The sequence below is a fragment of the Spirillospora sp. CA-294931 genome (assembly GCF_050946795.1).
Classification (GTDB): domain Bacteria; phylum Actinomycetota; class Actinomycetes; order Streptosporangiales; family Streptosporangiaceae; genus Spirillospora.
Window position 1 is genome coordinate 1,731,051 of sequence record NZ_CP192006.1, and the last position, 13,003, is coordinate 1,744,053.

Annotated in this window: 12 protein-coding genes and 2 riboswitches; of the genes, 6 read left to right on the plus strand and 6 right to left on the minus strand. The window is 70.5% G+C overall.

Going from position 1 to position 13,003, the window contains the following annotated elements; genetic code table 11:
- The first annotated feature begins 70 nt into the window (after positions 1 to 70).
- The 3 genes from ACQPY4_RS08150 to ACQPY4_RS08160 all read left to right on the plus strand — a co-directional run bounded on the left by ACQPY4_RS08150 (position 71) and on the right by ACQPY4_RS08160 (position 3,509).
- Positions 71 to 1,378: an MFS transporter gene (locus ACQPY4_RS08150; protein WP_433334051.1), complete on the plus strand. Its 1,308-nt coding sequence runs from the start codon at positions 71 to 73 to the stop codon at positions 1,376 to 1,378.
- A gap of 198 nt (positions 1,379 to 1,576) precedes the next feature.
- Positions 1,577 to 2,671, plus strand: coding sequence for a serine hydrolase domain-containing protein (locus ACQPY4_RS08155; protein WP_433334053.1), 1,095 nt, complete (start codon positions 1,577 to 1,579; stop codon positions 2,669 to 2,671).
- A 145-nt stretch (positions 2,672 to 2,816) separates the two neighbouring features.
- Positions 2,817 to 3,509 carry a hypothetical protein gene (locus tag ACQPY4_RS08160; RefSeq protein WP_433334055.1) on the plus strand — a complete coding sequence of 231 codons (693 nt, stop codon included), beginning with the start codon at positions 2,817 to 2,819 and terminating at the stop codon, positions 3,507 to 3,509.
- A 64-nt stretch (positions 3,510 to 3,573) separates the two neighbouring features.
- On the opposite strand, the gene ACQPY4_RS08165 is transcribed toward ACQPY4_RS08160, so the two are convergent.
- Positions 3,574 to 4,191: a LysE family translocator gene (locus ACQPY4_RS08165; RefSeq protein ID WP_433334057.1), complete on the minus strand. Its 618-nt coding sequence runs from the start codon at positions 4,189 to 4,191 to the stop codon at positions 3,574 to 3,576.
- A gap of 94 nt (positions 4,192 to 4,285) precedes the next feature.
- Between ACQPY4_RS08165 and ACQPY4_RS08170 the strand changes: the two genes are divergently transcribed.
- The 3 genes from ACQPY4_RS08170 to ACQPY4_RS08180 are packed head-to-tail and all read left to right on the plus strand — an operon-like array spanning position 4,286 to position 7,314.
- The gene (locus ACQPY4_RS08170; protein WP_433334059.1) at positions 4,286 to 5,743 is read left to right on the plus strand and encodes a PLP-dependent aminotransferase family protein; all 1,458 of its coding nucleotides are present in this window, start codon (positions 4,286 to 4,288) and stop codon (positions 5,741 to 5,743) included.
- Entirely contained in the window at positions 5,736 to 6,500 is a 765-nt protein-coding gene (locus ACQPY4_RS08175; protein ID WP_433334061.1) for a hypothetical protein, read from the plus strand. Before ACQPY4_RS08170 ends, ACQPY4_RS08175 begins: the two co-directional genes overlap by 8 nt.
- A 25-nt stretch (positions 6,501 to 6,525) precedes the next feature.
- The gene (locus ACQPY4_RS08180; protein WP_433334063.1) at positions 6,526 to 7,314 is read left to right on the plus strand and encodes an SAM-dependent methyltransferase; all 789 of its coding nucleotides are present in this window, start codon (positions 6,526 to 6,528) and stop codon (positions 7,312 to 7,314) included.
- Here the strand turns inward: ACQPY4_RS08180 and ACQPY4_RS08185 are convergent.
- The 5 genes from ACQPY4_RS08185 to ACQPY4_RS08205 form a co-directional block, all read right to left on the minus strand.
- Positions 7,305 to 8,354, minus strand: coding sequence for a hypothetical protein (locus tag ACQPY4_RS08185; RefSeq protein ID WP_433334065.1), 1,050 nt, complete (start codon positions 8,352 to 8,354; stop codon positions 7,305 to 7,307). The genes ACQPY4_RS08180 and ACQPY4_RS08185 overlap by 10 nt on opposite strands.
- 99 nt (positions 8,355 to 8,453) lie before the next feature.
- Positions 8,454 to 9,827, minus strand: coding sequence for an L-serine ammonia-lyase (locus ACQPY4_RS08190; protein ID WP_433334067.1), 1,374 nt, complete (start codon positions 9,825 to 9,827; stop codon positions 8,454 to 8,456).
- 58 nt (positions 9,828 to 9,885) lie between these two features.
- Entirely contained in the window at positions 9,886 to 11,142 is a 1,257-nt protein-coding gene (gene glyA / locus ACQPY4_RS08195; protein ID WP_433334069.1) for a serine hydroxymethyltransferase, read from the minus strand.
- Positions 11,143 to 11,145: 3 nt separating this feature from the next.
- Complete coding sequence (gene gcvH / locus ACQPY4_RS08200; RefSeq protein WP_433334071.1) at positions 11,146 to 11,535, minus strand: glycine cleavage system protein GcvH; 390 nt, start codon at positions 11,533 to 11,535, stop codon at positions 11,146 to 11,148.
- Between the two features lie 19 nt (positions 11,536 to 11,554).
- On the minus strand, positions 11,555 to 12,721 hold the full coding sequence (locus ACQPY4_RS08205) for a glycine cleavage system aminomethyltransferase GcvT (protein WP_433334073.1): 1,167 nt from the start codon (positions 12,719 to 12,721) through the stop codon (positions 11,555 to 11,557).
- A 71-nt stretch (positions 12,722 to 12,792) separates the two neighbouring features.
- A riboswitch (glycine riboswitch) is annotated at positions 12,793 to 12,887 on the minus strand.
- Between the two features lies 1 nt (position 12,888).
- Positions 12,889 to 12,986, minus strand: a riboswitch (glycine riboswitch).
- Between the last annotated feature and the right edge of the window lie 17 nt (positions 12,987 to 13,003).

The window sequence follows — 13,003 nt, forward strand, 5'->3', positions numbered from 1 at the left end:
CGATCCTCACGCATAGTCCGATCGGAATTTGCTGTTGGACAGCAGAATAAGTCTCGACCAGGCTGGGACCATGCAAACGAACGAGTCGGCGCGGCTGAGCCGTCCGATGGTGCTGCTGTTCGCCGTGGCGACCGGGCTCACCGTGGCCAACCTCTGGTACGCCCAGCCGCTGCTCGACACCATCGCCCGCGAGTTGGACGTCGGCACGGCCACGGCCGGGTACATCGTCACCACCGGCCAGGCCGGATACGCGCTCGGCCTGCTGCTGCTCGTCCCGCTCGGCGACCTGCTCGACCGCCGCCGGCTCATCCCCGGCCTGCTGGCGATCTCCGTGCTCGGCCTGGCGGCCATCGCCGCCGGACCCTCGATCGGCCTGATCTACGCGGGCATGGCGCTGGTCGGCCTGACCACGGTCGGCACCCAGATCATCATCCCGTTCGCCGCCACGCTCGCCGCCGACCACGAGCGCGGCCGCGTCATCGGGCTCGTGATGTCGGGCCTCCTGCTCGGGACGATGCTCTCGCGCGCCCTGTCCGGCCTGGTCGCGCAGGCCGCCGGATGGCGCGCCATGTACGCGCTCGCCGCCGTCCTCACCGCGATCACGGCGGTCGTCCTGTACCGGGCCCTGCCCGACCGGCCCCCGACGTCCACGCACAGCTACCCGCGCCTGCTGCTGTCGGTGGCCCGCATCGTGCGGGAACAGCCCGTCCTGCGCTACCGCGCGATGTACGGCGCCCTGACCTTCGTCGCCTTCAACGCGCTCTGGACGCCGATCGCCTTCCACCTCGCCGCGCCCCCGTGGGAGCTGAGCCAGGCGGTCATCGGCCTGTTCTCGCTGATCGTCGTCCCGACGGTGTTCGTCACGGGCCTGGTGGGCAAGCTCGCCGACCGGGGCCACAGCCGCCGCATGACCGCGGTGTCCTTCGTCCTCATGCTCGCCGGGACGGGCATCGCCGCCGCCGGGTCCGGCCACATCGCGGCCCTCGCGGCGGGAGCCTTCGTGATCACGCTGGCCGCCCAGTGCCTGCACATCACCAACCAGAGCGAGATCTACCGCCTCGACGACACCGCCCACAGCCGCGTCACGACCGCGTACATGGTCACCTACTTCGCGGGCGGCATGATCGGCTCGGCCGCGTCCTCGGCCCTGTACTCGGCGCACGGCTGGGACGGCGTCACCCTGCTCCTGGCCGGAGTCTGCGCGCTCGGCCTGCTCCTGTGGGCCGTCGACCGCACCTCGGCCGGTCCCACCCGAGCCCAGACGATCTTGCCGCCCAGCACGTCCGTCGCGAACCCCCACTCCTCGGACAACGACTCGACCAGCAGCAGCCCCCGCCCGGTCTCGTCCAGCTCCCCGGGAGCCCCCACCACCGGCTGACCCAGCGCCCCGTCCCACACCTGGACCAGCACGTCGTCGGTGGCGCGCGGGCCCGGGACGCGGCACGCCGCGCGCTTGCCGTCAGCGCGTCCGCCTTCAACGTGGGCGCCGCCCTCGGCTGTCCCGTTCCCGGGCCGGTGCGATGAGTTTGACCAGGAAGGAAGGTCTACCCGAGAACACCCATCGAAGGAGCCGCATATGAGCGTTCAGAAAGCCATTGACGAACTCGTCGCCTCGGGAGCCGAGCGGGGGATCCAGGTCGCCGTGTACCGGGACGGCGTCCAGGTCGTCGACGCCGTCGCCGGACTCGCCGACCCCGCGACCGGCCGGTCCGTCACCCCGGGGACGGTCTTCTACAACTACTCCATCGGCAAGGCGGCCACCGCCACCGTCGTCCACGTCCTGGCCGAGCGCGGCGTGTTCACCTACGACACGCCCGTCGCCGACCTGTGGCCCGAGTTCGCGGCGCACGGCAAGCAGGGCGTCACGATCCGGCACGTCCTGAACCACACCGCCGGTGTCCCGGGCATCCCCCTGGACACCACGCTGGAGAACCTGTGCGACCCGCGGCACATGTGCGACGCGATCGCCGCGTCCGAGCTCTGGTGGGAGCCCGGCACCAAGATCGGCTACCACGCCTACACGTTCGGCTACATCCTGGCCGAGGTCATGCGGCGCGCGACCGGAAAGACGATGTCCCAGGTGCTGGCCGAGGAGGTCACCGGCCCGCTCGGCATCGCCGACGAGTTGTATCTCGCCATGCCCGAGTCCGAGCATCACCGCCTGGCCGTTCTGGAGGACGCCGAGTCGTCCGGTGGCATGTCCCTCGACGATCTCCCGCCGGACCTGCCGATGTTCAAGGCAGGTCCCATGACGACGATGCCGAACGCCGAGTTCGGCAACCGGACCGACATCCTGGCCGCCGAGATCCCGGCGGGCGCCAAGACCACGGCCCGTGCCATGGCCCGCCTTTACGCCGCGCTGCTGGGCGAGGTCGACGGCGTCCGCCTGATCTCGCCCGACCGCCTGCGCGAGATCAGCGCCCTCTCCGCCACCGGAACCGACCAGGTCTTCGGCAACGAAGCCACCGCCGCGCTCGGCTACTTCATCGGCTTCCCGGGCGTCCCGGTGCTGGACGTCCCCACCCTCTTCGGCGTGGGCGGAGCGGGCGGCAGCTTCGCCTGCGCCGACACCGCCACCGGCATCTCCTTCGCCATCACCAAGAACCGCGTGAGCAGCGATTTCGACACCACCACCGCCCTTTCGCCGCTGATCATCGAGGCCGCCAAGTAACTCCGTCCCCGTCCGTCCGACCAATTGTGAAAATTGGCCCTATCGCAACCCTGGTCGACCGGTTACCATCTGGACCACGGTCGATGATCAGAAATCGGTGATCAACAGGTAAGAGGGCTATTCACTTCGACGGAAGGACGGGAAAATGATTCGTGTTCGAGCGTGGACGGCGAGTGCGGTGCTTGTCGCACTCGCCGTTTCCGGCCTCACCGCCCCGGCGCGCGCCGACGGCGGTCAGACACGGGGGCACGAGGGCAACTACGACCCGGGCGACTGGAGCCTCACGGGCCCGGCGTTCATGCACAGCGGCGGCGCCGCCTACGAACTGACGCTCAACCTGCCCAACGCCGTGCCCCAGGGCGGCGTCGGGCTCACCTTCGCCGCCGACAACAAGCGCATGTACGTCCCCGCCTCCCGCACCCTCCCCGAAGGAACGCAGGGAGCCCTGAACTTCAGGCTTTCGGCGCCCTCCGACGTCCTCGGCGACGTCACGATCACCGCCAGGCTCGACGGCGTCGCCAAGACGCGCAGCCACACCACCCGCGTCCGTCCCGGCCTCTCGAACTTCGAGGTGCCGCGCCCCACCTACGGCGGCAGAACCTACGAGGGCAAGGTCCGCCTCAACGGCGTCACGGACGTCCCGCTCACCGTGGCCCTCGCCAGCAGCACCCCCGCCTTCAAACTCCCCTCAGAAGTGACCGTCCCCGCCGGACGCTCCTCGGTCACCTTCAAAGTCACCACCGCCCCCGTGACCGACGTCGTCTTCGTCAAGATCACCGTCACCCTCGACCGAGACATCCTGAAGTGGGACGAAGTACTCGAACCCGCCCCCCATTAACCCCTCCCCAAAAAAGAATCGCCGGGCGCCCGAAAGGCGCCCGGCACATTTATGTTGGACGAATTCAGGCGACCACGGCGTAGGCGGCCAGGGCGAAGTAGATGCCGCCGATGACGTAGCCGTAGCGGCGGGTCGAGGAGGAGCGGCGGCCCAGCCAGCGGCGGGCGGCGCCCCCGGCGAGGGCGTAGCCCGCGTCCAGGGCCAGCGCCAGGACGAAGAACACCGCGCCGAGCAGCATCATCTGGGCCCGCGCGCCGGGCGTCCCGGCCCCGGAGGTGACGAACTGCGGCAGGAAGGCCAGGAAGAACAGCGCGACCTTCGGGTTGAGCACGTTGACCACCACACCGTCACGGAACACCCGGCTCAGCGGCATCGGGCTCGCCTCGCCGCCGAGGTCCAGGTCAGAGGGCCGTAGCACCGAGCGCACGGCCAGGTAGAGCAGGTATCCGGCCCCGGCGATCTTCAGGACGGTGAACGCGACGGGCGACGCCGCGATGATCGCGGAGACACCGAGGACCGCGAAGGCGATGTGCACCAGCGTCCCGGTCTCGACGCCGAGGGCCGAGACCAGCCCGGCCCGGTATCCCTGGGCGGCGCTTCGGGTGACGATGTAGATCCCGTTCGGGCCGGGGATCACGATGAGCGCGATGGACGCCGCGGCGAAGGCGAGAAGGGTGTTCATGACTCGTGTACTCCCAGGCTGTGGCCGCCTTTCGCGGCTTCACGACTAGCCTGGCGTGATGGACACGGGCGGACCCGGGCCAATGAGCCCCCAAGTGGACCGCTTTCGCGACCCCGCTGACCTGGCGGAACTCCTGGGCGACTGGATGAGCGGGCCCGGCCCGCTCTATCGCAAGCTCGCCCGCGCGCTCCAGCGGGCCGTCCAGGACGGAACCCTCGAGCCCGACGAGCGGCTGCCCTCCGAGCGCGGCCTGGCCGGGGCGCTGGCGGTCAGCCGGGCGACCGTCGTGACCGCCTACGACGAGCTGCGCGGCCTCGGGATCGTCGACAGCCGGCGCGGCAGCGGCACCCGGGTGGTCCGGCAGCCCGCCGCGTCCCGTCCGGGCGCCGACGGCCGCGTCCCCGGGGGACGGGCGACCTCGATCGTCCAGCGGCTGATCGACGTCCCGGACGAGGTGATCTCGCTGCGGCACGCGATGGAGGGCGCCGTCCCCGAACTCGCCACGGAACTGGCGGCCCTGCTGGCCGAAGACCTGCCCGAACTGATGCGGGACGTCGGCTACTACCCCAGCGGCCTGCCCGCCCTGCGCGCCACGGTGGCCGAACGCCTCACCACCACCGGCCTCCCCACGACACCCGACGAGGTCCTGGTCACAACCGGAGTGTCACAGGCCCTGGCCTTGACGGCCCAGATGTATCTGCGGCGCCGCTCGATCGTCGTCGTCGAGTCTCCCGGCTGGCCAGGCTGCTTCGACGTCTTCCGCGCCGCCGGAGCACGCCTGGTCGGCGTGTCCCTCGACGAGGACGGCATCCGCCTGGACGCCCTCGCCCGCGCGTTCGCGGAACACCGCCCCGACCTCCTCTACGTCATGCCCACCGTGCACAACCCCACCGGCACCCTCATGTCCGAGTCTCGACGCCGCGGCGTCGCACGGCTCGCCGCCGGCCACGGCGTCCCGATCCTGGAGGACAACGCCAACACCATCGGCGACCGCGACATCCCCCCGATCGCCGCCTACGCCCCCAAGGACGCCGAGATCCTCTCCGCGGACTCGCTGGCCAAGTCCGTCTGGGGCGGCCTCCGCACCGGCTGGGTGCGCGCCCCGTCCGCGACCATCGAGCGTCTGGCCCGCCACAAGGCCCTGGCCGACCTGGGCAGCCCCGTCCTCGACCAGGCCCTCGCCGCCCGCCTGCTCCCGCGCCTCCCCGAGATCGCCGCCGCAAGGGGAGCCACCCTCCGCCAACGCCTCGCCCACCTGACGGCACTCCTGAACGAGCACCTCCCCGAATGGCGCTTCCAGCCCCCGTCCGGCGGCTCGGCCCTCTGGATCGAACTCCCCGACCGCGACGCCGCCACCTTCGCCCAGGTAGCCCTCCGCCACGGCGTCGAGGTCATCCCCGGCGCCACCATGGACCCCACCGGCACCCACGACACCTACCTACGCCTCCCCTACACCTTCCCCGCCCCCGTCCTCACCGAAGTGGTAACCCGCCTAACCACCGCCTGGACAGAACTAACCGCTCACGGCCCTCGTCAGAAGACCAGTGAGTGACTTCCGTCCAGGCTGCACCCGGTGCGGCCGCACCACGCTGCCGGTTCACTGGGGTTTCCCAGCGGGCGACGCCTTCGAAGCCGAGGAGCGAGGCGAGATCCACCTGGCCGGGTGTGAACCCCCGCCGGCCGCATGGTGGTGCGAACCATGCCAGGCGTATATCGACACGTCCGCCGCGAGACCGGGCCCCACCACCGTCGGGCTCGCGGACTTCGAGCAATACCTGCTCCGCGACATGTACATGCTCGAATGCAAGGATCCCGACGGCGTCTCTCTGCCGGACGCCTACCTCGATCTCACGGCCCGTCGCCAGACCTGGCAGCGCGTCCGCGACGAGATGTTCAGCGTGCTGCCCGCCTTCGAGACGATGGCCGAGATCCTCGGGCCGCCCGTGCACGAGAGCGTTGCGGAAGCGGAGGGGCTTCGGCTCCATGCCTTCTCGTTGCCGCTCTGGCCCGGCTACTGGTTCGAGGTCGCCGGGGACGACCGGGGACACGTCGTCCACGAGCGCTTCGTCCGCGTGCCGGGCCATCCGTCGCCGCGGCTTGAGACTGTCTCCGACCTGCGTCCGTGGAACGCTCTGCTCCCCGAGGTGGAGGCCGCCTTCGGGCCGCTGCCGAGGAATTTCATTCAGCAGTTCTACCGGGGACTGGTGACGAATGACGGCCAGGGCCGTCGCGTGGAGCTGTATTTCTGCCGTGACCTGCTCAAAGCCATCGTGATCGATCCCGAGCGCCCGATGGAGGCCCTGGAGTAGACCGGGTTCCCTTAGGCTCGCGGTTGTGGAATTGCCTTCGGAGCTTGATGTTTCCGCGCCGAATGTCGCTCGTATGTACGACTATTGGCTCGGAGGGAAGGACAACTTCGAGGCCGATCGGGAGGCGGCCGAGAAGGTGCTGCTGATCGCGCCGGAGGCGCGGTTGATGGCGGTGGAGAATCGGGCGTTCATCGGGCGGGCGATCGAACATGTCGTCGGCGGAATGGGCGTCCGGCAGATCATTGACATTGGCGCGGGGCTGCCCACGCAGCGGAATGTGCATGAGGTAGCCCAGGAGGTCGCACCCGGGACGCGGGTCGTCTACGCGGACTACGACCCCGTGGTCAACGCGCATGCGCGGGCGCTGCTGGGCAAGTCGGATGACGTGCGGGTGTTTGACGCCGATGTGCGGGAGCTGGACGCCTTTCTGGATGATCCCGGGCTGCGGGGGTTCATCGATCTGGCGCGGCCCGTGCTGGTGCTCATCACGGCGGTGTTCCACTTCATCACCGACGAGGAGGGCCCCGGCGGGATTCTCGCGCGGTTGCGCGAGGCGCTGCCGGAGGGGAGTTACCTGGGGCTCTCCCATTCGACGCTCGACAGCGGGCCGGACGCCGCCGCGAAGATCGCCAAGCTCTACGAGGGGGCGTCGGCGCCCGCGATCCTGCGGACGCGGGAGGAGATTCGCGCGCTCTTCGCGGGGTTCGAGCTGCTGGAGCCCGGGTTGGTCTACACGGCCGAGTGGCGGCGCACGACGCCGCTCACGCAGAACCCCGCGAAGGCGTGGATGCTCGCGGGCGTGGGTCAGCGGTAGCGCTCGATGTAGGCGGTCGTGCCGCCCTCGCCGGTGAGGTCGCCGACCGACCACAGGGAACCGGTGATCGCGTAGGCGCTGACGCGTTTGTCGGGGCGGGCGGGGCCGTTGGCCGTGGTCCAGACGCCGTCACGGTAGTGCTGGTAGACCGACTTGCCACCGGCGGAGCCCGCGACCCAGACGCCGCCTCGGCCGTCGTCGGCGAGGGACGCCTGCGGCCCCGGTGCGACGGGGATCGGGATCGTCCGCCACGTGGTGCCGTCCCAGTGCATCAGGGTGTGGTCCTGGCCGAGGATGAGGTCGGTGCGGTAGGCCCACACGCTCGTGGGGGAGACCGGGACGATCTTGCGGATGTACGTCCACGTCTCGGCGGGCGGCGGGACCTCCTGCCAGGCGCGGCCGTCCCAGTGCAGGGCGTAGGGGTGGAAGTAGCCGTCGTCGCGGCGCTTGGCGCCCCCGATCCAGACGTCGTTCTCGGCGCGGGCGCTGAGCGTCCAGAGGGGTGATTCCGCGGGGAGCGGGACGGGCTGCCGCACCCAGGTGCCGCCCAGGAAACGCAGGGCGGAGGCGGTGTTGGTGGACGAGTTCCACCCGAGCGACCAGGCGGGCCTCCCGGGGGCGGCGGAGACCGGACCGGGCTGGAGGTCGGCGGGGTAGCCGACCTTGTTCCAGGTCCTTCCGTTCCAGAACAGGGCGACGGCCGAGCCCGCCGGGCTGTCGTAGGGGTCGGCGACCGCCCAGGCCCTTCGGGGGCCGGACGCGGTGACGCCGGTGAGACGTCCGGCGGTGCCTTCCGGGACGGGCTGCCTCGTCCAGTCCCGCCCGTTCCAGCGCAGGATCACGGGGGCGGGCGCCTTGTCCCAGCCCACGGCCCACGCGTTGGCCGGGCCCGTCGCGGTGACGTCGCTGAGCGTCACGACCGAGGCGAGCGCGGGGGAGGGGACGTCCCGCCACCGCGACGGCCCGGCCGAGGCGGGGGTGGTGGCGATCAAGGCGAGGCTCAGGCCGCCGCTCATGGCGCACAGGGTTCGAGGGGTCATGACGCCACCATATGCTGGCAAGGTTCGCCCGGGAAGGCGGCGACGGACGTCCGGCCCCGCACCTCGTTCTGGACGGCCCGCAAGGCCAGATCTGGGGCCTCAGCATTCGATGACGTTGACGGCGAGGCCGCCTCGGCTGGTCTCCTTGTACTTGTCGAGCATGTCGCGGCCGGTGTCGCGCATGGTCTTGATGGCCTTGTCGAGGCTGACGAAGTGCTTGCCGTCGCCGCGCAGGGCGATGCGGGTGGCGCTGATGGCCTTGGTGGCACCGACCGCGTTGCGCTCGATGCACGGGATCTGGACCAGGCCGCCGATGGGGTCGCAGGTCAGGCCGAGGTTGTGCTCGATGGCGATCTCGGCGGCGTTCTCGACCTGCTCGGGCGTCCCGCCCAGCACCTCGGTGAGGCCGGCCGCCGCCATCGAGCAGGCGCTGCCGACCTCGCCCTGACAGCCCACCTCGGCTCCCGAAATCGAGGCGTTCTGCTTGAACAGGACGCCGATCGCCCCCGCGGTGAGCAGGAAGCGGACGGCGCCCTCGTCGCTGGCACCGGGCACGAACTTGGCGTAGTAGTGCAGGACGGCCGGGATGATTCCGGCGGCGCCGTTGGTGGGCGCGGTCACGATGCGTCCGCCCGCGGCGTTCTCCTCGTTGACGGCCAGGGCGAACAAGGTCACCCAGTCCATCGCCTGGAGCGGGTCGGACGGCTGCTCGCCGGTGAGCTGGCGGTACAGCTGCGGCGCGCGGCGCCGGACCTTGAGGCCGCCGGGCAGCAGCCCTTCGCGGGCGTAGCCGCGCTCGACGCAGGCCTGCATGACCCGCCAGAGCTTGGTCAGCCCCTCGCGGATCTCCTCGTCCGTGCGGCCGAACGCGCGCTCGTTCTCCATCATCAGCGCCGAGACCGACAGCCCGGTCTCCGAGCAGCGCTCCAGCAGCTCGGCGGCGGTGTCGAAGCGGTGGGGCAGGACGGTGTCGTCCTCCTTGATGCGGTCGGCGCCGGTGGCGTTCTCGTCCACGATGAAGCCGCCGCCGACCGAGTAGTACACCTTGGTGCGCAGCTCGGTGCCGTCCTCGGAGAAGGCGGCGAAGCTCATGCCGTTGGGGTGGCCGGGGAGCGACTTCTTGCGCTCGAAGATCAGGTGCTCGTTGACGACGAAGGGGATGTCGTGCGAGTCGAACAGGCGTATCCGCCCGTTCTCGGCGATGCCCCGCAGGCGCTCGTCGACGGTGTCGACGTCGACCAACTCGGGCTTGTCGCCCTCCAGGCCGAGGATGACGGCCTTGTCGCTGCCGTGTCCCTTGCCGGTGAGGCCGAGCGAGCCGTAGAGGATCACCTGGACGGAGGCGGTCTTCTCCAGGATGCCGTCCTGGTGGAGGCCGCGGGCGAAGCGGTGTGCGGCGGCCATCGGGCCGCCGGTGTGGGAGGAGGAGGGGCCAATACCGATCTTGAAAAGATCGAAAACGCTGATCGCCATGTGTGCGCTACCTCGTTGTAGCGAGGCCCCCTCCGCCGGGGCGGAGGGGGCCTGCCGTTTACAGGTCGGGGTACAGCGGGTGTTTGCCCGCCAGGGCCTTGACCCTGGCCGCGAGGCCGTCCTTGTCGAAGGTCGGCTGGAGGGCCAGGGCGATGATGTCGGCCACCTCGGTGAAGTCGGCGGCGGTGAAGCCGCGCGTGGCCAGGGCGGGTGTTCCGATCCGCAGCCCGGAGGTGACCATCGGCGGACGCGGGTCGTTGGGGACGGCGTTGCGGTTGACGGTGATGCCGATCTCGTGCAGCCGGTCCTCGGCGTCACGGCCGGTCAGCTCGGAGTCGACCAGGTCGACCAGGACCAGGTGGACGTCCGTGCCGCCGGTGAGCACCTTGACCCCGGCCTTGGCGGAGTCCTCGGCCAGCAGCCGCTCGGCGAGGATCTTGGCGCCCTCGACCGTGCGGGTCTGCCGGTCCTTGAACTCGTCCGAGGCCGCGATCTTCAGGGCCACGGCCTTGGCCGCGATCACGTGCTCCAGCGGCCCGCCCTGCATGCCGGGGAAGACCGCCGAGTTGATCTTCTTGGCGTACTCCTCGCGGGCCAGGATCAGCCCGCCGCGGGGTCCGCCGAGGGTCTTGTGGGTGGTGGTCGTGACGATGTCGGCGTGCGGGACGGGCGAGGGGTGCAGCCCCGCCGCGACCAGCCCGGCGAAGTGGGCCATGTCGACCATCAGCAGCGCGCCGACCGAGTCGGCGATCTCGCGGAAGGCCGCGAAGTCGAGCTGCCGGGGGTAGGCCGACCAGCCCGCCACGATCATCTTGGGGCGGTGCTCGGCCGCCAGGGACGCGACCTCGTCCATGTCGACCAGGCCGTCCTCGGCGCGCACGTGGTAGGGAACCACGTTCAGCACCTTGCCCGAGTAGTTGAGCCTCATGCCGTGGGTCAGGTGACCGCCGTGCGCGAGGTCGAGCCCGAGGATGGTGTCGCCCTGCTGGAGCAGCGCGAAGTACACCGCCGTGTTGGCCTGCGCTCCCGAATGGGGCTGGACGTTGGCGTGCTCGGCCCCGAACAGCTCCTTGGCCCGGTCGATGGCCAGCTGCTCGGTGACGTCGACGAACTCGCAGCCGCCGTAGTACCGCCTGCCCGGGTAGCCCTCGGCGTACTTGTTGGTGAGGGTCGAGCCCTGCGCCTCCAGCACCGAGACCGGGGCGAAGTTCTCCGAGGCGATCATCTCCAGCGTGGACTGCTGGCGGTGGAGCTCGTCGGCGACCGCGCGGGCGACGTCCGGGTCGGCCTGGGCCAGCGAGTCGTTGAAACCCAACGTCTACGCCTCCTCTACGAGCTTGTTGTACGCCTCGGCGTCGAGCAGGTCGCCGGGCTCGTCGGCGACGCGGACCTTGAAGATCCAGCCCTCGCCGTAGGGGTCGTCGTTGATCACCTTCGGCTCGTCGATCACGGCGCTGTTGATCGCGGTGATCTCGCCGGAGACGGGGGCGTACAGGTCGCTGACCGACTTGGTCGACTCGACCTCGCCGCAGGGCTCGCCAGACGTGACGGTGTCGCCCTCACCCGATTGGAGCTCGAGGAAGACGATCTCGCCCAGGGCGTCGGCGGCATGCTGGGTGATGCCGACCGTGACGATGCCGCTCTCGTCGCCGACGCCGGCGACCCACTCGTGCTCTTCGGTGTAACGGAGCTGCTCGGGAACGCTCACGATGCTTCTCTCTCCAGTTTCAGGAACGCTTGTAGAAGGGCAGTGCGACCACGTCGACCGGCTCGTGCCGGCCGCGGACGTCGACGGCGAGCTCGGTGGCGTCGACGGCGCTGTCGACGTACGCCATGGCGATCGGCTTGCCCAGTGTGGGTGACGGAGCGCCGCTCGTCACGACTCCGCACGGCGTGCCGTCGGACGTGACGACCTGGTACCCCTTGCGGGGCGACCGGCGCCCGCGCGCGACCAGGCCCACGAGCCTGCGTCCGGGCGGGGTCTGGGCCGCGGCCTCCAGCGCGGCCCGGCCCACGAAGTCGCCGGGCTTGTCCAGCTTCACCACGCGCCCGAGACCGGCCTCGTAGGGCGTGGTCTCGGCGGTGAGCTCGTTGCCGTACAGCGGCATCCCGGCCTCCAGCCGGAGGGTGTCGCGGGCCGAGAGCCCGGACGGGACGACGCCCTCGACCTCGGCCAGCAGCCGCCAGGTCTTCACCGCGTCGGCCGAGTCGACGAACAACTCGAACCCGTCCTCACCGGTGTAGCCGGTGCGCGCGATCAGGGCGTCCACCCCGTCCACCATTTCGGCGTCATCCGGCGAAGCCGCCCCGTCGCCTCGGGGGGTGTGGGGGGTCGTCCCCCCACAGGAGACACGCCCTGCCAGGATCGCGTAATACTTCAGGTCGGCCAGCGGGGCGTCGGTGAAGCGGGTGAGGATGCCCTGCGCGTCCGGGCCCTGGAGGGCGATCAGCGCGTAGGAGTCGGAGCGGTCGTCGACGGCGGTGTCGAAACCCTCGGCCCGCTCGACCAGGGCCGCGCGGACGACGGCGACGTTGGAGGCGTTGGCGACGACCATGTAGGTCTGGTCGGCCAGCCGGTAGACGATCAGGTCGTCCAGGACCCCGCCGTCGGGGGCGGTGATCATGGTGTAGCGGGCCTTGCCGACCGCCATCGGCGAGATGTTGCCGACCAGCGCGTGGTCGAGCGCGGCGGCGGCCTGCGGGCCGGACAGGAAGATCTCGCCCATGTGGGACAGGTCGAACAGACCTGCCCCCGATCGGACGGCGCGGTGCTCCTCGGTCTCGCCCGCGTAGCGCAGCGGCATGAGGTAGCCCGCGAAGTCGACGAGGTTCGCGCCGAGGTCCTGATGGACGTCGTACAGCGGCGTCTTCTTGGGTGATGGGTCGGCGGACATGCGGGTCGGCTCCTTCTTCGCGGGCTCGCGTGGCTTCAATCGTGCCACTCGTGCACCGGGCGTCGTCGGCTGCCTCCCCCTCTGTCATCGGTGCCTGAGAGCTTCACCCCGGGAGGGGTTTTCACCTTCGGCGGGGGACATGATCGTCCCCTCTTTCCAGAGGTCGCCTGGCCCATGCGGTCCGTTGGCCTGAGAGGTTCCGGGGAGGATTTGCTCCTTCGGCGGCCCCCGGCTGGCGGCGGGGGCACTCTCCCGCATGGGATCAGCGGCTTTCGCGCCAAT